The sequence below is a fragment of the Achromobacter sp. 10T422 genome (assembly GCF_056394065.1).
Window position 1 is genome coordinate 433,419 of sequence record NZ_JBFTHD010000005.1, and the last position, 21,276, is coordinate 454,694.

Consider the following 21,276-nt stretch of genomic DNA (forward strand, 5'->3'; position numbering starts at 1 on the left):
AGCGTTGGTAGTCGATTACTTCTTGGCCGAGAGGCCGCCCAGCAAGCCACCCAACAGTCCGCCGTTGGTGGTTCCATTCGTGGTGGTGCCGGTGACGCCGCCCAGCACGCCGCCCAACAAGCCGCCGTTGTTGGCAGCGCCCGCACCCGCCGCACCGCCCGCACCGGCGCCCGCCGCGCCGCCTGCGCTCACCCCAGCACTGGCGCCCGTCCCGGTGGTTGCCCCGACGGACACACCGCCGACCAAGCCACCGACCACCCCGCCCAGCAAGCCGCCACTGGCCGTACCGCCCGAGGCGCCGCCTGTCGTGCCGCCCGCAGCACCGCCTGTCACACCGCCCAGCAGGCCGCCAAGCAAGCCGCCGTTGGCCGTGCCGCCAGCGGTGCCCCCGGTGGCGCCGCCCGTCGCGCCGCCCACGGCGCCGGTCACGCCGCTCAGCAGGCCCGTCACCGGCGCCAGCAGGCCGGCTACGCCACCGTTCGCCGGGGTGCCGCCCGCACCGCCCAAACCGCCCACGCCACCGAGAATGCCGGTGATGGGGCTGAGCAAGCCGCCCGTGCCGCCTCCGGTGACGCCACCGGTGACGTTGTTCAAGCCCAGTCCACCCGTCAGCGAGGCGACAGCACCTGTGGCGTTGGCCAGCGTCGCGCCCAACGGATTCGTGTTGCCCGGCGTGGCGGTGAGCAGGCCGCCGGCACTGGCCACTGCGCCGCCCAGGCCTTGCAAGACCCCGTTCAAGCCGGCAGTGTTGCCCGGCAGCGTGCTGCCGGCGTTGGCAACGGTGCCACCCAAGCTCGTGAGCAGGCCGGCGACTGGCGCGCCCAATTTGGTCGTATCACCCACTTGTTGCGTCAGGCCGACCACTTTGCCGGCCAGCGGGCTGGCGGTGGGGTCAAGCGCGGCGCCCACACCCGTCAGGGTCGTTTGCAGCCCCAGCGGCAAGACGTTGTCTACGGTCTTGCCGGCATTGCCCAGGGCAGGCTCCAGCAACGGGGTCGACGGGCCAGATACGAGGCCGCCCGTCACGCCGCCCGCGACCTGCATAATCGGGTTCAGCAAACCACCTTCGCCCGACAGGCCCGCGGTCAGAGCGCCTACGGCGTTCGTCGCGTTACCCAGGACGTTCTTCAGCGGCGCCGGATTGTTCGGGTCTGCATTCAGCAGACCGCCCACGCCAGATACCGTTTTGCCCAAGCCATCGACCAAGCCGCCGACGCCACTGTCCAAACCGCCGGGCAGACCCGAGCTTTTCACCGAGCCGCCCAGGTCGCTGACCAGGCCGCCCACTTGTTTCGTCACGCCATCCACGGGCTGACCCAGGCCGGTCGTGGCGCCCACTTGCTGGGTCAGGCCGACGACGGTGTTGGCGATGGGTTCCACAGTGGGGTCCAGCGCTTTACCCACACCACTCAGCGTCGTGCCCAGATTCAAGGGCAGGGTGTTGTCCAACGCGGTACCGGTATTGCCCAGCGTGGTTTCCAACAAGCCGGCGGATACCGGGTTCGTGGGATTGGTGGGGTTCGTGGGGTTAGTCGGGTTAGTCGGGTTGGTAGGATTCGTGGGATTGGTGGGATCGGTGCCACCGGGGTTGGTCGGATTGGTGCCGCCCGGATTGGTCGGGATATCGATGCCGGGCAGGCTGGCTGACTTCTTACCGCTGCCGCCACCGCCGCAGGCAGCCAATGCGCTCATCAGAGCTGCAGCCAACAGGGTGGAGGTCAGAACGCGTTGAATACGGTTTGCTTCGACTTTGGAATACATGGCGAGCTCCTAGTGGGATAAGCAGGCGCTGAAACTGCCCGATACGTCTCTCCATGCATAAACCGTGCCAATTTTTTTCAGAAGTGCGTTTTTAGGAATGAATTTGACAGTTTTGTTTTAAAAAAACCCTTATATATCAAGGTGATACGGAAAAATAAAGGGTTTGCACTAGGCATGGGAAATTCCCATTTTTGCGACCACGAAAACGCTGCGAATGTTACGAATGACGGGGGATTGCCCGTTACGTTACGGGGAACGTTACGTAACGCGATGTGGAAAACGGGGTGCGGAACTGTCGTAACGCGGCAAGCGCCGTGGCCTTTATTAATTGATGCATCAATAAAAAACGCCTGCTTAAGCAGGCGTTTTTATTCGGCTCGGCGTGGCGTCAGATCAAAATGCGTCGTAGAAGAGTGAATAGTTGGCGTTGAATCGAACGTCGCGGCCATCGTTCACGGTGGCCGAACCCACAGGCTTCGCCACGTTGAAATCGAATAGATAGTATTTGTCGTCTGTGAAACGCAGGCCCAGCGCCACGGAAGACAAGTGCCGATTGTTCAACGCTTGCAGGCCCTTGTTGTTGTACCAAGTGCGTGCATAGTCCACTAACACGTAAGGCTGAACCCCCGCGACGTATTCCCAACCCGTGGCAAAACGGCGGTTGATTTCAGCGGATACGCCAATGCCTTTGTCGCCACTTTGGTCGCCTTGCGGATACCCCATGGCATAACGCCAGCTGCCATAAGACACTTGCTCCGACGATGGCAGGATATTGCTGGAGTACTGGCCAGCGCCCGACAATGTCAGGCCAAACTGTCCCGGCAGCGCAAAGATCTGCTTGGCGCTCAGGTTATAGCGGGTGAAGTCCAGGTCCAGGATCGGGGTTGCCGAGTACCCGTAGTTGGTCGAGATATCTTTCTTTGCGCCGGCCGCATCGAACCCTTTGGAAACGCTGACTGTCACGTCCGTGGAAGCGGCTTCCCCTACCTGCACATAGCGCAGTTCCGCATTGGCGGCGCGCACGCGGGCGTCTTGTTGCAGCCAGAGGTCGGTGGTGCGCGAGTCGTAACGGTCTTTGGAGTTGGCGGCGTACATGCCCAGCGTGCCCGTCAGCGATCGCGTGTTGTTCAGCAAGAACGGGTAACTGACGCCAATACCGATACGGTCGTTTTTCACGCGGCGTTCAAAACCCAGGTATTCGACGGCGTCATCCTTGGGTTTGGCGTCGTAATGGTAGCCGTCGACTTTGATCGCCAGGCCATCGGCGCCGATGGGCACGCTAATTTCGCCCATGACGTATTTCACGTCGTCGCTATTGAAAGGGATGGCCGTTGTCAGTTTTACCTGTTCACCCAAAGGCGTCAGGCTGTTGGCCGCCATATTGACGATGGGCTGCATGCCCGTGCCCAGGTCCGCAATGCCGCCGGTCAGGCTGACGGGATGGCGGGTCGCGGTCAACACCAATTCAGTTTCGCCATCGGCGCGGCGCGGCAAGTCCAGCGCGGGGGTGAATTTCACGCCGGGCACGGTGCGCATCAGATTCAGCTGCCGTTCGAGCGTGGCTTGTTTCAGAGGGCGGTCTGCTTTCAGCGGACCCGCAAGGGTTTCCAAGCGGTCTTGCGCATTGCCGATATCGCCTTCGATTCGAACCGTTCCGATATACCCCTCAACCACTGTCACGACGACCAGTCCATTGGCGAACGTCTGGTTTTGCACCAAGGCAAAGGACAGGGGATAGCCCTTATCGCGATACAGCTGGGTAATCTTATCGACCTGCTGCACCAGTTCGCCCAAGCTGATTTCTTTTCCTGACAGCGGGCTGAGTATTGCCGAGACTTCTTCAAACGGGATCGCGTGCACACCGCTGACGTCGAAATTCAGCGGCACGATGCGCTGCGCCAGACGCGCCTGCAACGCCAATTGTTCGGGGGTGGCCGTTTGTACGACCGGGGGCGGCTGCGTCGCGCCCGGCGGCCGTTCCAGCTGGGGCAGGGCATCAACGGGATTGCCGCGAAGTGGGCCATCCGCTTGCGCCGCAGCGCTAAAGCCAAGCAGGCAAATCAGGGCGAGGGTAAGCGGACTTGCCGGTACGGTACGTCTCATGCCTTGTGTTTCTCTCGTTTCCGCAGGCGCTATCCCTTGTGTATTCAATATTCTCTAGATATTGAATATATAAAGGGACATAACGTTAGAAGAAAAAATTTACCTGCGCCGCTGGCGGTATGGTGCCAGCGGCTAGGGATAATGACAATTTATTTCATTGTGACCAAGTGGAAACGGCAGGATAACAACATTGCGAAACTAGCGGCAATGGAAACATATAAGACAAGTGAGGGTTAACTAGCGGTTTTTAATAGGATTCCTACTATTTTTGCTGTATTCGTTACATGTCTGTTGTCGCAGTCTCAATAAGATTGGTATAAACCCTGATGTGTATTAAATGTTAATAGATAAGACTATATAAACGTATCAATACTATCGGCTATTCGGACTACCGGGGGTCCACCAAATGGACGAGCTAGACCGTAATACTTCTTGCGACGGCGCAGCGGCCGCGCACTGCAATGGCAGATTATTTCGCCGGGGCCATTCATGAACCCGGGTGACATCGTTCCCCTTTCTTTCAACAGCGGCCTGGTCGCGTTGTCGTTCCTGACGGCGGTGCTGGGCTCGTACGTTGCTTTGCTTGCCGCCGCCGGTATCCGCACCGAAACGCAGGACGGCGAAATCCGTATTGGTTACATCATCATCGGCGCCGTCGCGATGGGCGGCGTCGGTATCTGGAGCATGCATTTCATCGGCATGCAGGCGCAGAACCTGCCGTTTGAAGTGGGCTATCAAGTGGGCCTGACGGTACTCAGCTTTTTCGTCGCAGCCGGCTTCTCTGGCTGGGCATTCTGGTTTGTCGGGCGCGATCGCTTCACATTTTCCCGTTGCGTCATCGGTGGCACGGCCGCAGGCCTGGGCGTTGCCGCCATGCATTATCTGGGCATGGGCGCCATGCGCATGCCGGCAGTGCTGCTTTGGAATTTTCCGATCGTTGTTTTATCAGTGCTTATCGCAGTTGTTGCGGCGTCAGCCGCGCTGTGGCTTGCTTTCAATACGCAGAATGAGTTTCAGCGCGCCGGAGCCGCCATTTTGATGGCGGTGGCCGTGTGCGGCATGCATTACACCGGCGCGGCCGCCGGCACCGTTATCTGCAGCACCCCGCGTGACTATTCCAGCCTGCAAATTGGCGGGCTCATGCTGCCTTACATCGCTTTCGTGCTGTCCGCCGTCACGCTGCTGATCATGCGTTGGCAATTACAGCGGGCGTCCCGCCGTTTCCGTGCGCGCATGGCGCAACGGATTGACTCTTTCATTGAATCGGCGCCGGTGGCCGAGCCGGGCAAGTTGCCGGGTTCGACACTGGGGCCGGGTTAGCAGGACCCCGGTTTGCCGCGGGTGGGGAATACACCCGTCAGCAAGCAGTCCCGGGCTTAGGGGGCTGGTACCGCGTTGCGGCGCAGCTCAATTATCAATCGAGACTAGGAGCTCGACATGAAAGCGAAACTTGCGCAGTTCTGGAACGACGAAGATGGCATCACCGCCCTGGAATACGGGCTGATCGCTGGGTTGGTTGCTGTTGCCCTGATTGCTGCCGTGGGCACATTTAGCGACGCGCTCAGCACCATGTTCACGGATCTCGGCGCCAAGCTCGACGCGGCAAGAACGTAACCCCCAGGACGCGTACCGCGATGGCTGACGCCGTTGCGGTACGTGCCTGATTTGCCGTAGCACCGCTTGACTGAGTGGCATGTTCATCTGGATGGACATGCTTGCCGTTGAATCTGATTGATCAGAAGGTCCTGCCTTGTATCCAGGGGAAGTGCTGTGGTGGCTGCTGTTCGCAAGCTGGAATCTGGCGCTGATCTACAACGATCTGCGCTATCGCCGAGTACCCAACACGTTGATCGTGGCTGGGTTTGCGGCGCAGCTGCTTTGGCTGGTTGCCGCCGCCCTGTTGCCTGGATGGCTGTATCCCCCTCGCTGGACGGGGTGGCCCATGACACTGGCAGGCTTTCTGAGCGCATTTCTCTTCTTGCCGCTTTGGGGCCGACGCGTGATGGGCGCGGGCGACGTCAAGGCGATCGCCATACTGGGACTGCTGCTGGGGCTGGCTCCTCTGATTCTGGTGCTGGTGGGAGCGAGCCTGCTCGCGGGGCTGCACGCGCTGGTTTACGTGTTGGTGTCGCAATACTGGGCGCTGTCCGACCGGACGCGCAAGATTCCCTACGGCATGTACCTGGGGCTCGCCGCGTTCAGCGTGGCGCTTACGCCCTTGAATTCGGTTTGGTATTCCTGGTGTTCTTCCTGGTGCTCTACGGGATCCTGACGTTCGGGCTCGCGTTTCTTGCGCAGAATTCACTGACGCTCGCCGCCCAGGATGGGGCCCGCAAGGTGCTCCAATGGCAGGCCGGAACCACCTCGCTCACCGCACGTGCCAATGCCGGACGCGACACCGCGCTGGACATCGCGCAGTGGGTCTCATCGATGTCGTCCGCGCCAATCAAGGTGGCGGTGTGCGGCAACGGCGGCACCTTGAGCAGCAGCGCGGGCGGCACGTGCAGTGGCCAGACGCTGGCCCCCGATCAAATTGAAGTGACGGTGTCTTACGCCTACGGCGCGAATCCGCTGATTCCCAATGTTCCGTTGTTGCAGGCGGTGTTGGTGCCCGCCTCCAGTGTGCTGAGCGCGCGCGCTACCGTGCACCTGGGCAATACCTTGGGCGTAGGGGGCTGATATGCCGCTGCCGACATCGCCCCGCCGGTCTCTTGCGCTGTCAGCCCGCTTGATGCGGCAGCGTGGCATCGCCGCCCTCGAACTTTCGCTGACCCTGACCATGCTGCTGATGTTCGTCTGCGCCGTGGTCGGCTATGGCGTGCTGTTCTGGATGCAGCAGCAGCTGGCATCGGCTGCGACGGAAGGCGCTCGCGCCGCCGTGTATGCGCAGATCAGTGGCAGCAACAACGTGCAGGGCGATGCCTGCGTCGCCGCCATGAGCGTGTTCTCTACCGGTTCTGCAGTGGCGTGCGCGACAACGCGCGCGCCCTGCGCATGGGCCGGTTCGGGCGGGCAGACGGCCAACTGCGCCACGGTCGCGATGACTTACAACACCCAGTCCTGGCCGTTGCTGGCGACGCTGCAGACGTTCATCGTCATGCTGCCCGGCACGAACAAGAACTGGGTGCCCACCCGGTTGTCATCGAAAGCCATCGTGCAGATATCGCAAGGGACACCATGAGCAGTCTTAGCAAGATCATCGCGGGCGTTTTGTTGGTGGCGGGCATCCTGCTGGCCTTCCTGGCGTGGCGCTTGGCGTCGCATTCCAGCGCGCCGCCGGCGCCGCCCGCGCCGGTGGCGGCTGCGCAGGAACCGGCCGCGCCGCCAGTCACCTTTCATCCGGTCGTGGTGGCCAGGGAAGCGATACCGGCCGGCACCCGCATCGATTCCTCAAAAATGCTGATGGTGGCGCAGTGGCAAGTCGCCTTGTCCAACAGCTTTGATTCCGTGACGCCGCTGGAAGGCGCCGTCACGCGGGTGGATATCGCCGTGGGCGATCCCATCGTTCCCAGCCTGTTGGCGCAAGGGCTAGCCAAGCAGCTCAAGCCGGGCGAACGCGCGGTGGCGGTGGCGGTTGATGAGGTCATTGGCGGCGGCAACCGTATTGCGCCGGGCGATCTGGTCGACGTGTTCTTCATGGTCGAGAAAAGCCCCGAAGTACCGGGCGGCCAGGCGCGTCTGCTTCAGTCGCAAGTCCGCGTGCTGGCCTATGGCCGGCAATCCGTGGACGGGCCGGAAGAAAAATCCGTGCTGCAACAAGGTCCGGGCCAGCCTGCCAAGACCGCCGTGCTGGCCGTGCCGGTGGATCAGATCAATGACTTGATATTGGCCAGCCGCGCGGGCCGCCTGCAATTGGCGCTGCGCCCCGTTGGCGATGACGCCGTTCCCGACGTGACGCTGTTCGCCAAACGTGGCGCGGTGTTGTCCACGCGCGCCGACCTGACGCCCGCGCAACGCGAGGCCTTGCTGACCGGCCCGAACCGCGCGTTCGCCGGCGACAGCCTGGTGCAGCTTGATGGCACGACGCCCGCCGCCCGCACGACGCCCAACCGCGTGGCGGGTTCCAGCGGCGGGGGTGGCGGCAGAACCGTCGAAATCGTGCGGGGAGATAAATCCGAGCGCGTGCGTTATTGACCGAGGCTGCGCGTGGCCAGGTGCCGCCCGCGGCTGGACCTTTCAAAACAAGTAGATCCAGCACAATGAAGAAATATCAGCGCACCACCTTGATATGCGTCCTGTCGGCCGCAGCGGCGATGACCTACGGTGTCGCCAGTCTGGCGCAAACCGCCACGCCTGCGGCAGGTGCGAATGCGCCTGTCCGTGACATCGCGGTGGCCGTGCGCGGCCAGCAGTCGCTCATGCTGGATGGCGGGGCGCCCAGCCGCATCGCCATCGGCGACCCGGAAGTGGCGGACGTGAAGGTCTTGCCGGCGTCAGGCAAGCGGGCGGGGTCGATATTGCTCTACGGCAAGAAGGCCGGCAGCACTCAGCTGCAAATCTGGACCGGCAACAACGCCGCGCCTCAGATTTGGAACGTGCGCGTGGCGGGCAGCGTGCAGGCGGCCTTGGCCAGCCGTGGCCTGGAAAGCGGCGCCAACGTGGATATCGCGGGCGACCGGGCGGTGGTGTCGGGGCATGCCGAAACGCCGCTGGGCCAGCTCGCGTCCGCCAAGGCGGCTGCCGCAGCGGTAGGCGACAAGAATGTCGTCGACGTGTCCACCGCGGGCACGGGCGGTGTCGTGCAGGTTGAGGTCAAGGTCGTGGAAGTGTCGCGGTCCGTGTTGAAGCAGGCGGGCATCAACTTCGCCGCCCGCAACGGGCCTTGGGCCAGCACCAGCGGCACCTTGGCGGGGGCCTTGGGGTTCGTACGGGGCGACGCCATCGCCTCGGGCTTTTCACTGTTCTACGACTCAAACGACTTCGCGGCGCGTCTGCGCCTGTTGCAAACCAACGGCATGGCGCGCGTGTTGGCGGAACCGACGCTGGTGGCGTTGACGGGCCAAAGCGCGAGCTTCCTGGCCGGGGGCGAGCTGCCGATTCCGGAAGCCGGCGGCCTGGGCACCACCACCATCACCTTCAAGCCCTTCGGTATCGGCCTGACGGTGACGCCGACGGTGCTGTCGCGGGAACGCATTGCGCTCAAGGTCGCGCCGGAAGCCAGCGAGCTGGACTACAACAACGGCATCTCCATTCCCAACGGCTCCGAAGCCCCTACGATGATCCCCGCGCTGCGTACGCGCCGGGCAGATACGACGGTTGAACTGGGCGACGGGGAAAGCTTCGTCATCAGCGGCCTGGTGTCGCGCCAGACCAAAGCGTTGGTCAACAAGGTTCCGATGCTGGGCGACCTGCCCATCATCGGCGCGTTTTTCCGCAGCGTCGATTACTCCCAGGAGGATACCGAGCTGGTCATTGTGGTGACGCCGCGTCTCGTGCGCCCGATTGCGCGCGGGGTGACGCTGCCACTACCCGGGGGCCGCCAGGAGCGTGCCGATTCCACATTCAATGCCTGGGGCTATTACTTGATGGGCCCCGTCGGCGGCGAACAAATGCCGGGATTCTCACGGTGAGCAATATGAAGACACATGCCAGCGAGTGGGTGGGCCTGCAAAATGGGAAGCGGTTCCTGTTTTGCTCTAAAGGCGATGGTGTTGCCGCGCAGCTTGGACATGCCCTGGGTGATATGGGCATGTTGACCCAGGAGACTCCTGGCGTGGAAGAGTTGGCGCGGCGCTTGACCGAAATTGCCCCCCAGGTGGTGTTTCTGGATTTCACCCTGAGCGAAGACGAACCGGGCAAGCTGTTCAAGTCCGCGGAGTTGGCGCGGTTGCTGGCGCGCATTGCGCCGACTGTTCCGCGTGTGGCGGTGGGCCTCTTGAGTCAGCCCGAAGGCGCGATCGCGGCATTGCGTGCAGGCGTCAGCGATTTCGTCGACCCTTCCGTGGCGCCCGAGGAAGTCAAGGAAGTGGTGTTGCGCTTGCTGGATGTGCCGGCGGGCGGCGGGCGCATGGACGGCTCGCGCCGCAGCGTCCTGTTGCTGGGCGCGCGGCCCGGTGTCGGCACCAGCACGCTGGCCGTGCATCTGGCAGGCATGGTTCAAGACCGCCTCAAACACATGCATGCGGCGCGCGCCACGGCGGCGGGCGCCAAGCCCGCCAAACCGCCGGAGCAGGCGGGCGCGATGCTGCCTCTGTCCAGCCGCGTGGCGCTGATGGACCTGGGCTGGCCCGTTGGCGATTGCCAGCTGTATCTGAATATCGGCAGCGACTTCGATTTCGCCGAAGCCGCCCGCAACTTGCGCCGCCTGGATTCCACCTTGTTGGGATCGGCCATGGCGCACACCCCCAACGGCCTCAGCGTGCTGGCCTTGCCGCGCGACCTGAACCAGATGCGAGATGTCTCGCAATCCGATTCGCTCTTGGTGTTTGAACGCATGCGCCAGCATTTTGGCGTGGTCGTGGCCGATGCAGGCGGCTTCACGAATCCGGAATTCGTGGCGGGTCTTGCGCGGTCGTCTCAACAGAACTGGATCGTGACCGACCAGAGTGTGGGTGCGCTGGTGTCGCTGGCCGGCTTGCTGCAAGAGCTTGAGCAACTGCATGTCGACCGCCGCAGCCTGGGCTTGATCGTCAACCGTTACGACGAACGCTATGGCATGACGGCGCAACAGATTGCCGACCGGTTCCAGCTGGATCTGATTGGCACCTTGCCCGACCGCACGCTGGCGCTGATGGTGTGCACGAACCAGGGCCATTTGCTGCACGAGGAGGCCGAGCGCGATGTGTACGTGCGCGCTGTGCAGACGCTGGCGGAAAAGCTCAGCGCGGAAGAGAACACCCCCGGCGGGCGGGCAAGCTGGCTGGCCACCTGGCTGCCCGGCGTGCACCGCCGCATGATCGTTGGTTAACGGCAAGATTCAGGGACGGCGGCGGAATCCGACATGATCATGACAGCGACCATAGAGTTCGGCGGCGATGGCGACAAAGGGTTCTCGTCGTCAAACCGCTTCCAGGAAGTGAAAACCGCGGCGTACGAGCACCTGCTGTCCCGTATCGAGGAACTGGGGGCGGAGTTCGGACGCTGGGCGCGTTCGGCGATACAGGAATTCGTTGATATCGAAGTCGCCAGCTTTGTCCGATTGCGCCGCGTGCCCATCAACGAAGGCGAGATGCGGCAGATTGCCGAAGCGCTGACCAAGGAACTGGCGGGCCTGGGGCCGCTGGAAGATCTGCTGGCCGATCCGGCGGTGGAAGACATCCTGATCAACGGCTACGACAACGTGTTTGTGTCGCGGCGCGGCGTGCTGGCCCGCGAGACGCTGCGCTTTACCGATAACCAGCACGTGTTGCGCATCGTGCGCCGCATCCTGGCGCCCATCGGTCGTCGGCTGGATGAATCCAGCCCCATGGTGGATGCGCGCTTGCCCGATGGCGGCCGCTTGAATGTGGTGATTGAACCGCTGGCCGTTGATGGCCCGATGGTGTCGATCCGGAAGTTTCGCCAAGACCCGCTCAAGCCCGCTGATCTGCTGACGCTGGGCACGTTCGACGAAGAGATCTACCGCTTGCTGCATGAAGCCGTGAAGAACCGTTGCAACGTGCTGGTGTCAGGCGGCACCAGCTCGGGCAAGACGTCGCTGCTGAACGCGCTGGCCTTTTTCATCCCCGAAACGGAACGCGTGGTGACGGTGGAAGATACCGCCGAACTGTCGCTCAACCATCCGCACGTGGTGCGGCTGGAATCACGCCAGGGCGGGTTCGACGGCAGTGGCGCAGTCAGCATCCGCGAACTGATCCGAAACAGCTTGCGGATGCGGCCTGACCGCGTGGTGGTGGGCGAAGTGCGCGGCGCGGAAGTCATGGACATGCTGCAAGCCATGAACACCGGCCACGAAGGCTCCATGGCCACCATCCACGCGAACTCGCCGCGCGAATGTCTGTACCGGATCGAAATGCTGGCGGGCTTTGCGGGCTTTCAGGGCAGCGAAGACAGCTTGCGCCGGCAGATTGCCAGCGCGCTGGACTTCATTGTGCAGATTGGCCGCTTGTCCAACGGCAAGCGGCGCGTGCTGTCGGTGACCGAAGTCACGGGCATGGGCGACAACGTCATCTCCACGCAGGAACTTTACCGCCACGAAACCTTCACCACGCCTGAAGGCGAAGAGAAAGACCGCTGGAACTGGCTGGGCATTCATCCGCACACGCCCAAGCTGGCCAAAATGCGCAACGAAGCGCGCGCCAACGACAACCCGCAAGGGGATAACGATGGCGGTGGCGGCGGCGGATTCTGGAGCCGGAGGCGCTGATGCAAGACGCTCTGATCCTGGGAGGCATGGCGCTGCTGCTTGCCGTCGGGGCGGTGCTGTTGTGGCGTCACGCCAATAGCGGCGCGCGTCGCAAGGCCAGCTCTGATTTTCTCGACAACCAGCTCAAGCGCGGACGCGAGACGCCGGCCGAAGGCACGTTTTCGGAAGCGGCGCGCGGCAGCGCGTTGCGCAGCGGCTTTTCGGGCTGGGACCGCATGCTGCTGCTGGCAGGCGTACGGCAAACCCCGGGTTTCTATCTGCGGATCACGTTGCCTGTGATTGCGGGCGGTGTCCTCGCCTGGCTGTTCCTGGGGCCGCTGTCTGGCGTGGTGACCAGCATCATGCTGGCCGTGCTGATGTACTTCATGTTGTGGCTGCGCGCCGACCGCCGCCAGCGGCGCATGATCTCGCAGTTGCCCGCATTTCTGGACAACATCGTGCGCCTGATCACGATCGGCAACAGCATGGGGTCGGCGTTCCAGACGGCTGCCGCAACCACCGACCAACCCTTGCTGGAAGTGGTGGAAACCGCGGCCAGTCTGAGCCGCTCGGCCAAGGAATTGGATGCCGCGCTGGTGCAGGTGTCGCGCATGTACGGCTTGAAAGAGCTCTACATGATTGCTGCGGTGGTGTCGCTGGCCATGCGGTTCGGCGGGCGCAGCGACCAGGTGCTGGAGCGTATGGCGGCCTTCATGCGCGACGTGTCCCAGGCCCGCGACGAGCTCACCGCCAGCTCGGCCGAAGTGCGCTTGTCGGCATGGATTCTGGCCTTGCTGCCCGTGGGCATTGCCGGTTTCATCATCGTGGCCAACAACAAGTTGTTCATGGGCCTGTGGGAAGACCCGGTGGGCTTCAAGATGCTGCTGACCGCGGTGGGTCTGCAACTGGGCGGCTGCTATTGGCTGTACCGCATGGCCAAGTCCATTTAAGAGGAGGCGACGATGGATATCCTGCAATCCTTGAATGCCTCGACGGTGCTGGCGGTGGCGCTGATGCTGGTTGCTGGCGCGATGCTGGTGCTGGGCGTCAGCATGACGCGGCGCCTGCGCGGCCAGGGCCGCAGCCGGCAGGTGGTTGAGCAGGCGCTGGCCACGCGCAAGAATGCGGGGGCATCGGCGGCAGTGGCGCCTGCCGACGCAAGCAAGGGCAAATTCGCCTCGGCCACGCGTGCGGCGGACGCGTTCGGCAAACGTCTTAGCGAAGGCCGTCTGGCCGACGCGCTGCTGGCCGCCGAAGACCGCAAGATGGTCGACATGGCCGGCTACGCCGACATCGGCACCGCGCGCTCGCGCTTTGTCGCGGCGCGTTTCGGCTTGGCCATCTTGTTCCCCGTGCTGGCAGTGGTGCTGGACCTGAAGAAGCACCTGATCAACTCATCGATGGGCGTGCTTATCGCCGCCTTCTTCGGGTTTGCGATTGGCTACATGCTGCCCAAATGGATTGTCCGGCGGCGCATGGCGCGGCGGCGGCGCATGGCTGCTGACGAGCTGCCGCTGCTGATTGATTTGCTGCGTCTGCTGCAAGGCGTCGGCTTGTCAATTGACCAAAGCATGCAGGTACTGATCAAGGAATTCGCGCAGGTGCTGCCGGTGCTGTCGTCCGAGCTGCGTCTGGCGTCTGAACTGTATGTGCGAGGCCGCACGCGCGAACAATCGCTGGCTCGCCTGGCGACGGGCTTTGATAACGACGACCTGTCCGCCATCTGCCGCCTGATCGCGCAGGTGGATCAGCATGGCGGCGCGGTGCAGGAACCGTTGAACCGGTTCGGCGAGCGGCTGCGCGACAAACGTCGCTTGGAGCTGAAGGAAAAAGTGGGCAAGACCACCGTGAAGATGACGGGGGTCATGATCTTGACGCTGTTGCCCGCGCTGTTGATCGTGACGGGCGGCGCAGGGTTCATTGCGGTATTGCGCGGTATGTCGCGCTTGGGGGGCTTGTGATGGCTGGTGGCATGGGAAAAAAAGAGGGCGCCCTGCGTTGGACCTTGATGGCGGCAGCCATCGCGGCCGTTGCCGGGCTGGCCGGATGCAAGAGCAATAGCGCGGAGAGCGCTTGGCAATTGATTCAGCAGCAACAGCAGGAGCAGGCGTTGGCACGCCAGAAAGAGGAGGATGCCGAGAACAAGCGCCGTCCGAAAGAGCCCGAAATGATGCTGTCGCTGATTTCGGAAGCGCAGCGCCAGGATCGCTACTTTGCATCCCTGGCTTACATCGACGCTTTTCAGCAGAAATTCGGAAACGATCCGCGCGTGGCCGTGTTGCGTGCGGAAGCTTTGCGGCAGACCGGGCAGGTGGCCATGAGCGAGCAGGCGTATCGCGCGCTGCTCAGCACTGACCAGGCTGCCGACGGCTGGCATGGCTTGGGCCTGATTGCGGGTTCGCGCGGGCAGTTCGATCAGGCGGCTGACGACTTCGCGCGCGCGGCAAAGCTGTCGCCGATGGACCCGCGCATTCTGGGCGACCTGGGCTACGCGCGCTTGCGTGCCGGTGATCCGTCAGGGGCTCGTGTGCCGTTGGGGCAGGCGGCCGAACTGGCGCCCGACAACGGCAAGGTGTTGGCCAATCTGGCGGTGCTGTTGCTGGTGGAAGGCGAACCCGTGCGCGCGCAGCGCTTGATGGATCAGGCTCAACTGGGTGATGAGGCGCGCAGCCAGGTGCTGCGCTTGGCCTCGGATATCCGCAGCCAGCGCACGCTGTCGCCCTCGGCGCCGTCGGTGTCTGCGGCGCCGTCGGTGTCTGCGGCATCGGCGGATTCGCCCGCGACGCGGGTGTCCAGCGGGGGCGGCATCGTCATGCCGATGATGAGTCCGTTGATGGAAGGGCTGAGCAATGGCCCCATCGTGCGTTAACTCCGAATTCAGGAAGCCAACCATGTCTCGTTTTCGCATGCCCGATTTCCGCATTTCTGGTCCCCTGACATTGGCGGTGGCGGTGGCCACGTTGATGCCGTTGGCATCCCTGGCGCAATCGAACGCGCCACTGACCGGCAACATGACGAGTGGCGCGCCGGCTGCCGGGACGCCTGCCGCCGGATCGCCGGCTGCCGGGACGCCTGCCGCCGGATCGCCGGCCGCAGGGTCGCCTGCCGCCGCCGCTCCCGTTTCTACATTGCCCCAGGCGCAGTTGCCTCAGCGGCCGGTGGTGCAGCAGGTGCAGACGCCGATGCCGCAGCCTGCGGCGCAGTCCGCCCAGGCCGCCCAGGCCGCACCGGCGGCTGCGGCCACCCAAACGGCATCATCGGCCCCCGCCGTTGAAGAAAACTTCGGCGACGTCACGCGCGCCTTGCTCGCGGCGCAGGCGGACGGCCGGCGGGCGGGCGGCGCATTACCCGTCCTGGGGCCCGTATCCACCGCAGCCTGGAACCGCTATCTGGATAGCTTCTCGCATCCCATACCGGAATATTTGCAGAAGCGGGTCGAGACGAAGAACACCAATTAAGCGTGGGCCCGCGGCGCCCGCGCGCGATTCCCCTCCAAGGTTGCTAACGTCATGCCAGCCCTTCCTCTTCGTCGTGTTCCGCCGCTGCGTCAGCGCGGCAGCATGGCCATCGCCGTGGTGTTCGCGGTGCTGGTGGGCATCCTGTTGCTGGGCGTGGCGCAGCTGGGCTATGGCTATTACATGAAGCGCGAAATGCAGAAGGCGGCGGATCTGGCCGCGCTGTCTGCGGTGCAGGTGCTGGGCATGGGCTCGGCCGCTGACTGCACGCGCGCCGTCACGGCGGGGCGCACGTCGGCATTGGCGAACGTGCCCAATATTTTTGACACCTTCGCGGCGGGCGACATCACCGTGGAATGCAAGCTCTGGGATTCCACCCGCGCCGACGCCACGGGCATGCATGTATTCGATCCCACTGGCACGCAGACGCTCAATGCGGTGCGCCTGACCATCCGCAAGGACCTGAGAAGCCTGTTTGGCGTCTTGGGCCTGGGGACGACGGTGTCGGTGAACGCGGTGGCAACCAACACCCAGCCCGTTGCGGCGTTCATGGTGGGTTCGCGCTTGCTGCGCTTGCAACGCGGCGGCCTGTTGTCGCAATTGCTGTCGAGCGTGGGCGCAACGCCCACGCAGCTGGACGTGCTGGATGCCGCGGGGCTTGCCAGCGTCAACATCACGCCTTCGGGCTTGCTCAAGGCGCTGGGCTTGCCGCTGTCGGTTGCAACTGGCGTGGGTACGCCCGCCGAGCTGGCCGCGGTCAACAACCTGACGCTGGGCCAGTTGCTGCAAGCCACGCTGACGGTCGTCAACCAAAGCGGCACGGCCGGCGCGAACGTGGGGCTGGTCAGCAACGCCATCAATACCGTGCTGGCCGTGATGCCGTTGAACTTGCCGGTCAAGCTGTTCGGCAATGGCGGCGTGTTGAACTTGTCGGTGGTGGGGGGCGATGCCACGGGCGCATTGTCGGCGAATCTCAACGCGCTCAACCTGCTTGAAACCGCGCTGGTCGTGGCCAATGGCCAGAACCTGATCAATCTGGGCCTGAGCGTCCCGCTGCTGGGCGTAGACGCCCGCGTGCGCGTGGTGGAGCCGCCCACCTTGGCGATTGGCGGCATCGGCACGCAAGCCACCAGCGCAGGCATACGCGTGTACATCCGGGTGAATACCAGCAACATTCCGCTGGTGGGGCCGCTCTTGGCGAACACCCTGGGCACGAAGGTGGACCTGCCCATCATCGTGGACGTGGCGCAATCCACGGGCACGCTGACGAATCTGTGCCAGGCGCCATTGACGCAGTCGCAGGCCACGATCGCGGTGACGTCGTCCGTGGCGAATATTTGCCTGGGGCGGTTCCCGGGCATGACGTCCAGCACCGATCAAACCGCCGCCAACTTCGTGTCGCTGACCAACAGTTGCCAGGTCAGTTCGTTTTCCGCCATCCAGCGCTATCAGGTGCTGAATGTGCTGGGCATCTTGCCGTTGACGGCCAAGGTGACGTTGCCGGTATTCAATTCAACGGCGCCCGTGTTCGTGACGCTGACCGAACCGCCCGGCACGCCGTCCACGCAGACGGTGACCGCCACGTCCGTCAACCTGGGCGCGCTGGCATCGAACCTGTCAGACGCCTTGATCGGCGGCATCTTGGGCGATCTTTTCAACACCGGCACGCCGCTGACGGCGGCCGAGCGCACGGCGTTGGCCACAGACTTGGTGGGCGGTGGCGGCAGCAGCGCGGGCAACTCCATCACGCAGGTCGTCAATAACTTGCAGTGGTCCACGACTGCGCTGAACCAGCTCAGCGCGCGTCTGACCACAGGCGGCCTGACGGGCGTGCTGGGCGGCACGTTGCAACTGGTCGGCAATGTCCTGAGCTCGTTGTTGCTGGCGCCCGTGAACGACGTGGTGTGCGCGTTAGGCTTGACGCCCAGCGCCATCCGCCAATGCCGTATCAATTCCGTCGCCTCGTTGGCGCTTAGCGGCAGCTCGCAGGTAAGCGGTGTGCTGTCGATTGTGGTGAACCTGTTGCAACCCGTGCTGGCGCCGCTGTCTACCTTGTTGCAGCAACTGCTAGACCTGCTGGGTCTGAGCGTGGGCCAGACTGACGTTTCGCTGCTGTCCGTGGATTGCGGCCAGCCGCGCTTGGTGTACTGATGACTCAAAAATTCGCGCGCGACGAGTTCGATGTGTACGTCTGGGAAGGCACTTCCGATATTGCCAGCCGCGCCGAGCGCTGCCTGGCGGGCATGGACGTGTCGCTGGTGCGGGCGGATGCGGGCACCGCGTTTCCGCCACCGCGCGACCCGACGCGTCCGGCGGTTGCGCTGGTGTCGGTATCGGTGATGGGCGACAACCGGTTCAGCGGCTATGACTGGCTATCGGTGCAGGCAATGCCTGTTATCTGGGTGTCGGCCGAAACCCGCGGGCGCGATTCGCGCTACTACCCGCCCGAATACTCGTACACCTTGCCGCTGTCTTTCACCACGGCAGACCTGCGCAAGCTGCTGTTCGAGCTGCTTGGCACGCTGGACCAGTTCAATCGCACCGCGCCCAAGCGCGAGCAGCCGCTGATCGCGGTGTCTGAGCCGATGCGGGCGTTGCTGGCCGAAGCCGAGATGTTTGCCGACTGCCGCAGCAATGCGCTGATCCATGGCGAAACGGGGGTGGGCAAGGAGCGCATTGCCCGTCTGCTGCACGACCGCGCGGCCTGGTCCGACGGCCCGTTCGTGGCCGTGAATTGCGGGGCGATTCCCGAAGGCTTGTTCGAAGCGCATTTCTTCGGTCATGCCAAAGGCGCTTTTACGGGCGCGGTGGGCGCACACAAGGGCTATTTCGAACAGGCAAATGGCGGCACGCTGTTCCTGGATGAAATCGGCGATCTGCCGCTGTACCAACAGGTGAAGCTGCTGCGCGTGCTGGAGCAAAGCACCGTGACCCGGCTGGGTTCCACCGCCGAGGTGCCGGTGGACTTCCGGCTGGTCGCCGCCACCAATAAAGATCTGCGTGTGCTGGTGGGGCAGGACGAATTCCGCGCCGATCTGTATTACCGGCTGGCAGTGATCGAGCTGCGTATTCCCAACCTGGAACAGCGCGGCGGCGAAGAGAAGATCGCTATTTTCCGTTCGCTGCTTGAGCGCCTGGGCGGGGAAGGGGAGCCGCCGGACTGGCTGCTGGAGCGCGTGGCGCGTACCCGCTATGCGGGCAATGTGCGTGAACTGTCCAACGTGGCCGAACGCGTGGCCATCATGCAGAAGCAGTTCAAAACCTGGGACCAGCCCCGCATCGAACGCATTTTTGATCAGATTGCCGAACCGCTGCGCGCAGCAGGTGCGTTGGGCGGCGCCAGCACGCTATGCGAACCACCCGTCTTCACCGATGCGGAGCGCGCGGAACGCGCCCGTATCCTGGCCGCGCTGGACGTCAACGGATGGCGCCGGCAGGACACCGCCAACACCTTGGGCATCAGCCGCAAAGTGCTCTGGGAGAAGATGCGCAAACTGCATCTGGGCGGCGGCCAAGGCGAAACGGCGGAAGGAATCGTCGAGGCATCCTGATCACGCAATAGGGAAAGGCCCGTATCGGGCGACAAATTGCTTGCTGGCAATGTAAGTGGAACAGCCGCGAGCGAAATAAATTGCTATAGTTCCGCAACGATTTTTTTGGGGAAGGCATGAACGTCCAATTTATCCGTGCCGCCACTCGCATGGCGCTGTTGGGCACGGCTCTGTCCGGCCTGGCGGCTTGCGCCAGCGCGCAATCCGAAGCGCCGCGGCCCACGGTTAAGCAGGTCGAAGACAAGCAGCCGGCCACAACGCCGGTGACCCCGCCCGCCGCGCCTGCACCCGCTGCTGCACGGCCGTCGTCGACCGTGGCTGAATTGCAAGGCCTGATCCAGAACCGTCAGGTTTCTGAGCTGCGTACCGCCTACAACGGCACGTACGGCGCCAGCCTGCTGTTCAAGCCGGACGACCTGACGTATTACGTCGCGCTGTTTCAGCAAAAGGATTTCTGGCGCGTGCTGAAAACGGTGTCGGAAAAGCAGGCCGAAGCGACGTACCGCGCTTTCACGACGCAATCGGCCGAGCTGGCCGAAGTGGACATCAAGCGCATCAAGCTGCAAGCCGAATACGCCAATGCTGAGAAGCTCTTGGCCACGCGCAGCGCGCAGTTGAGCACGCTGCAAGCCGACCGCACGCTGCGCATGCAGCAGGAAGAGCAAGTGGCGGCGCGTCAGGAACAGTCGCGCCAGGAAACCACCGCCTTGGCCGATCAGCAAAAGGATGTGCGTCAGCAACTGCGTGATCTGCAACGCCAGATCGATTCCCTGCAGGCGCAGCAGGCGCAAATCGACGCCAGCCCGGCGTCCAAGCGCGGCAAATAAGCGCAGGCTTACGCCAAGACGAAGACGGGCCTTCGGGCCCGTTTTTTCTTGAAAGCCCGTGTCCTTTATCCCATCGCTGCGGGAATGGCGCTTGCTGGTGGATGCTTGATATCTTGCGCCCGGACCCCATATAGCCACCATGGCTCTTAAAGTTTTCGATCTCCAGTGCGAACACAGCCACATTTTTGAAGGCTGGTTCGGTTCGCACGAAGACTATGACGCGCAAACGGCGCGTGGCCTGGTCACGTGCCCAGTGTGCGGGTCGGCCACCATTACCAAGCGCCTGTCGGCCCCGCGTTTGAATGTGTCGCACCTGCACGCCCCGGCGGCCCAAGCGCCCGCCGTGCCGGCTGGCGCGTCGGATGCCGAGAAGATGGCGGCGGTGCAGGCGTTGGTGATGAAGCAGGTGCGCGCGCTGTTGCGCAATACCGAAAACGTGGGCCCGCGCTTTGCCGAAGAGGCGCGCCGCATCCACGATGGCGACGCCGATGAGCGGCCCATTCGCGGCACGGCCACGCAGGAAGAACGGCAATCGCTGGCCGAAGACGGTATCGACGTCATGGCCGTGCCGGATTTTCTGGACGACGAACGCTTGCAGTAAACGTTGGCAAGCGTTGCCGGCCTTCACGCGGCGATATGCGCAGACATAAAAAAAAAGCCAGGCCCTGAAAATAGGGCCTGGCTTTTTCGTACCTGCTGCCGGATCAGTTGTTGACGCGGCTGCGGTATTCGTTCGTGCGGGTGTCGATTTCGATCTTGTCGCCGATGGCGCAGAACAGCGGCACGTTCAGTTCGTAGCCGGTGTTGATCTTGGCCGGCTTCGTGACCTTGCCCGACGTATCGCCACGGACGGCGGGTTCGGTGTAGGTGATTTCGCGGACCAGCGTGGTGGGCAGTTCAACCGAGATGGCGCGGCCGTCGTAGAAGACCACTTCCACGGGCATCGCTTCTTCCAGGTAGTTCAGGGCGTCGCCCATGCTTTCGGCTTCGATTTCGTACTGGTTGTACTCTTCGTCCATGAAGACGTACATCGGGTCGCCGAAGTAGGAGTAGGTGCACTCCTTGCGATCCAGTTGAACGACTTCGAACTTTTCGTCGGCCTTGTAGACCGATTCGCTGGCCGAGGCGGTCAGCAGGTTCTTGAACTTCAGCTTCACAACAGCAGCGTTACGGCCAGACTTGTTGTATTCGGCTTTCTGGACCACGAGGGGGTCCTTGCCGACCATGACCACGTTGCCGACTCGCAATTCCTGAGCGGTTTTCATCGATAAAACTCCGGGGGTGATAGGTGCACT

20 protein-coding genes are annotated in these 21,276 nt (G+C 63.3%); 17 read left to right on the plus strand and 3 right to left on the minus strand.

The annotated features are described in order from the left end of the window. Positions 1-15 precede the first annotated feature (15 nt). Both AC1DB0_RS15570 and AC1DB0_RS15575 read right to left on the minus strand, forming a co-directional pair. The gene (locus AC1DB0_RS15570) at positions 16-1,761 is read right to left on the minus strand and encodes a collagen-like triple helix repeat-containing protein (RefSeq protein ID WP_476757249.1); all 1,746 of its coding nucleotides are present in this window, start codon (positions 1,759-1,761) and stop codon (positions 16-18) included. Positions 1,762-2,154: 393 nt separating this feature from the next. Beyond that, positions 2,155-3,864 carry a ShlB/FhaC/HecB family hemolysin secretion/activation protein gene (locus tag AC1DB0_RS15575; RefSeq protein WP_175171363.1) on the minus strand — a complete coding sequence of 570 codons (1,710 nt, stop codon included), beginning with the start codon at positions 3,862-3,864 and terminating at the stop codon, positions 2,155-2,157. A gap of 489 nt (positions 3,865-4,353) precedes the next feature. Between AC1DB0_RS15575 and AC1DB0_RS15580 the strand changes: the two genes are divergently transcribed. The 17 genes from AC1DB0_RS15580 (at position 4,354) to AC1DB0_RS15660 (ending at position 20,582) form a co-directional block, all read left to right on the plus strand. Then, positions 4,354-5,184 (plus strand): MHYT domain-containing protein, encoded by an 831-nt coding sequence (locus AC1DB0_RS15580; RefSeq protein ID WP_175171362.1) that lies wholly within the window; start codon positions 4,354-4,356, stop codon positions 5,182-5,184. Positions 5,185-5,301: 117 nt separating this feature from the next. Further along, positions 5,302-5,478: a Flp family type IVb pilin gene (locus tag AC1DB0_RS15585; protein ID WP_054426500.1), complete on the plus strand. Its 177-nt coding sequence runs from the start codon at positions 5,302-5,304 to the stop codon at positions 5,476-5,478. A gap of 136 nt (positions 5,479-5,614) precedes the next feature. After that, positions 5,615-6,136 carry an A24 family peptidase gene (locus AC1DB0_RS15590; protein WP_245636424.1) on the plus strand — a complete coding sequence of 174 codons (522 nt, stop codon included), beginning with the start codon at positions 5,615-5,617 and terminating at the stop codon, positions 6,134-6,136. Next, a complete protein-coding gene (locus AC1DB0_RS15595) occupies positions 6,118-6,543 on the plus strand; it encodes a TadE family protein (RefSeq protein WP_420840155.1) in 426 nt (141 codons plus the stop codon). Before AC1DB0_RS15590 ends, AC1DB0_RS15595 begins: the two co-directional genes overlap by 19 nt. Before the next feature lies 1 nt (position 6,544). Further along, positions 6,545-7,045 (plus strand): TadE/TadG family type IV pilus assembly protein, encoded by a 501-nt coding sequence (locus AC1DB0_RS15600; RefSeq protein WP_054426499.1) that lies wholly within the window; start codon positions 6,545-6,547, stop codon positions 7,043-7,045. Further along, positions 7,042-7,998 carry a Flp pilus assembly protein CpaB gene (cpaB, locus tag AC1DB0_RS15605; RefSeq protein ID WP_054426498.1) on the plus strand — a complete coding sequence of 319 codons (957 nt, stop codon included), beginning with the start codon at positions 7,042-7,044 and terminating at the stop codon, positions 7,996-7,998. The genes AC1DB0_RS15600 and cpaB overlap by 4 nt, the downstream gene beginning before the upstream one ends. A 65-nt stretch (positions 7,999-8,063) precedes the next feature. Then, positions 8,064-9,434, plus strand: coding sequence for a type II and III secretion system protein family protein (locus AC1DB0_RS15610; RefSeq protein ID WP_082387193.1), 1,371 nt, complete (start codon positions 8,064-8,066; stop codon positions 9,432-9,434). Then, the gene (locus tag AC1DB0_RS15615) at positions 9,431-10,771 is read left to right on the plus strand and encodes a MinD/ParA family protein (protein ID WP_054426497.1); all 1,341 of its coding nucleotides are present in this window, start codon (positions 9,431-9,433) and stop codon (positions 10,769-10,771) included. Before AC1DB0_RS15610 ends, AC1DB0_RS15615 begins: the two co-directional genes overlap by 4 nt. A 33-nt stretch (positions 10,772-10,804) precedes the next feature. After that, on the plus strand, positions 10,805-12,169 hold the full coding sequence (locus AC1DB0_RS15620) for a TadA family conjugal transfer-associated ATPase (protein ID WP_054426496.1): 1,365 nt from the start codon (positions 10,805-10,807) through the stop codon (positions 12,167-12,169). Continuing rightward, positions 12,169-13,098, plus strand: a complete 930-nt coding sequence (locus tag AC1DB0_RS15625) for a type II secretion system F family protein (protein WP_175171359.1) — start codon at positions 12,169-12,171, stop codon at positions 13,096-13,098. The genes AC1DB0_RS15620 and AC1DB0_RS15625 overlap by 1 nt, the downstream gene beginning before the upstream one ends. A gap of 12 nt (positions 13,099-13,110) precedes the next feature. Further along, on the plus strand, positions 13,111-14,109 hold the full coding sequence (locus AC1DB0_RS15630; protein ID WP_054426494.1) for a type II secretion system F family protein: 999 nt from the start codon (positions 13,111-13,113) through the stop codon (positions 14,107-14,109). An 11-nt stretch (positions 14,110-14,120) separates the two neighbouring features. Next, positions 14,121-15,017, plus strand: a complete 897-nt coding sequence (locus AC1DB0_RS15635) for a tetratricopeptide repeat protein (RefSeq protein ID WP_476757250.1) — start codon at positions 14,121-14,123, stop codon at positions 15,015-15,017. Between the two features lie 22 nt (positions 15,018-15,039). Further along, a complete protein-coding gene (locus AC1DB0_RS15640) occupies positions 15,040-15,606 on the plus strand; it encodes a DUF3613 domain-containing protein (RefSeq protein ID WP_476757251.1) in 567 nt (188 codons plus the stop codon). Positions 15,607-15,657: 51 nt separating this feature from the next. Next, entirely contained in the window at positions 15,658-17,754 is a 2,097-nt protein-coding gene (locus AC1DB0_RS15645) for a TadG family pilus assembly protein (protein WP_476757252.1), read from the plus strand. Continuing rightward, on the plus strand, positions 17,754-19,154 hold the full coding sequence (locus AC1DB0_RS15650) for a sigma 54-interacting transcriptional regulator (RefSeq protein WP_054426490.1): 1,401 nt from the start codon (positions 17,754-17,756) through the stop codon (positions 19,152-19,154). The genes AC1DB0_RS15645 and AC1DB0_RS15650 overlap by 1 nt, the downstream gene beginning before the upstream one ends. Positions 19,155-19,270: 116 nt before the next feature. Further along, positions 19,271-19,981, plus strand: coding sequence for a DUF2968 domain-containing protein (locus tag AC1DB0_RS15655; RefSeq protein WP_054426489.1), 711 nt, complete (start codon positions 19,271-19,273; stop codon positions 19,979-19,981). 139 nt (positions 19,982-20,120) lie between these two features. Continuing rightward, complete coding sequence (locus tag AC1DB0_RS15660; RefSeq protein WP_447578231.1) at positions 20,121-20,582, plus strand: DUF1178 family protein; 462 nt, start codon at positions 20,121-20,123, stop codon at positions 20,580-20,582. 103 nt (positions 20,583-20,685) lie between these two features. Here the strand turns inward: AC1DB0_RS15660 and efp are convergent, their stop codons facing one another. Beyond that, positions 20,686-21,246 carry an elongation factor P gene (efp, locus tag AC1DB0_RS15665; protein WP_006225610.1) on the minus strand — a complete coding sequence of 187 codons (561 nt, stop codon included), beginning with the start codon at positions 21,244-21,246 and terminating at the stop codon, positions 20,686-20,688. Positions 21,247-21,276 lie beyond the last annotated feature (30 nt).

Excerpts from the sequence above, each read along its gene's own strand:
- AC1DB0_RS15570 (WP_476757249.1), bottom strand. The coding sequence starts at position 1,761 with ATGTATTCCAAAGTCGAAGCAAACCGTATTCAACGCGTTCTGACCTCC.
- AC1DB0_RS15575 (WP_175171363.1), bottom strand. The coding sequence starts at position 3,864 with ATGAGACGTACCGTACCGGCAAGTCCGCTTACCCTCGCCCTGATTTGC.
- AC1DB0_RS15580 (WP_175171362.1), top strand. The coding sequence starts at position 4,354 with ATGAACCCGGGTGACATCGTTCCCCTTTCTTTCAACAGCGGCCTGGTC.
- AC1DB0_RS15585 (WP_054426500.1), top strand. The coding sequence starts at position 5,302 with ATGAAAGCGAAACTTGCGCAGTTCTGGAACGACGAAGATGGCATCACC.
- AC1DB0_RS15600 (WP_054426499.1), top strand. The coding sequence starts at position 6,545 with ATGCCGCTGCCGACATCGCCCCGCCGGTCTCTTGCGCTGTCAGCCCGC.
- cpaB (WP_054426498.1), top strand. The coding sequence starts at position 7,042 with ATGAGCAGTCTTAGCAAGATCATCGCGGGCGTTTTGTTGGTGGCGGGC.
- AC1DB0_RS15610 (WP_082387193.1), top strand. The coding sequence starts at position 8,064 with ATGAAGAAATATCAGCGCACCACCTTGATATGCGTCCTGTCGGCCGCA.
- AC1DB0_RS15620 (WP_054426496.1), top strand. The coding sequence starts at position 10,805 with ATGATCATGACAGCGACCATAGAGTTCGGCGGCGATGGCGACAAAGGG.
- AC1DB0_RS15625 (WP_175171359.1), top strand. The coding sequence starts at position 12,169 with ATGCAAGACGCTCTGATCCTGGGAGGCATGGCGCTGCTGCTTGCCGTC.
- AC1DB0_RS15630 (WP_054426494.1), top strand. The coding sequence starts at position 13,111 with ATGGATATCCTGCAATCCTTGAATGCCTCGACGGTGCTGGCGGTGGCG.
- AC1DB0_RS15635 (WP_476757250.1), top strand. The coding sequence starts at position 14,121 with ATGGGAAAAAAAGAGGGCGCCCTGCGTTGGACCTTGATGGCGGCAGCC.
- AC1DB0_RS15640 (WP_476757251.1), top strand. The coding sequence starts at position 15,040 with ATGTCTCGTTTTCGCATGCCCGATTTCCGCATTTCTGGTCCCCTGACA.
- AC1DB0_RS15645 (WP_476757252.1), top strand. The coding sequence starts at position 15,658 with ATGCCAGCCCTTCCTCTTCGTCGTGTTCCGCCGCTGCGTCAGCGCGGC.
- AC1DB0_RS15650 (WP_054426490.1), top strand. The coding sequence starts at position 17,754 with ATGACTCAAAAATTCGCGCGCGACGAGTTCGATGTGTACGTCTGGGAA.
- AC1DB0_RS15655 (WP_054426489.1), top strand. The coding sequence starts at position 19,271 with ATGAACGTCCAATTTATCCGTGCCGCCACTCGCATGGCGCTGTTGGGC.
- AC1DB0_RS15660 (WP_447578231.1), top strand. The coding sequence starts at position 20,121 with ATGGCTCTTAAAGTTTTCGATCTCCAGTGCGAACACAGCCACATTTTT.
- efp (WP_006225610.1), bottom strand. The coding sequence starts at position 21,246 with ATGAAAACCGCTCAGGAATTGCGAGTCGGCAACGTGGTCATGGTCGGC.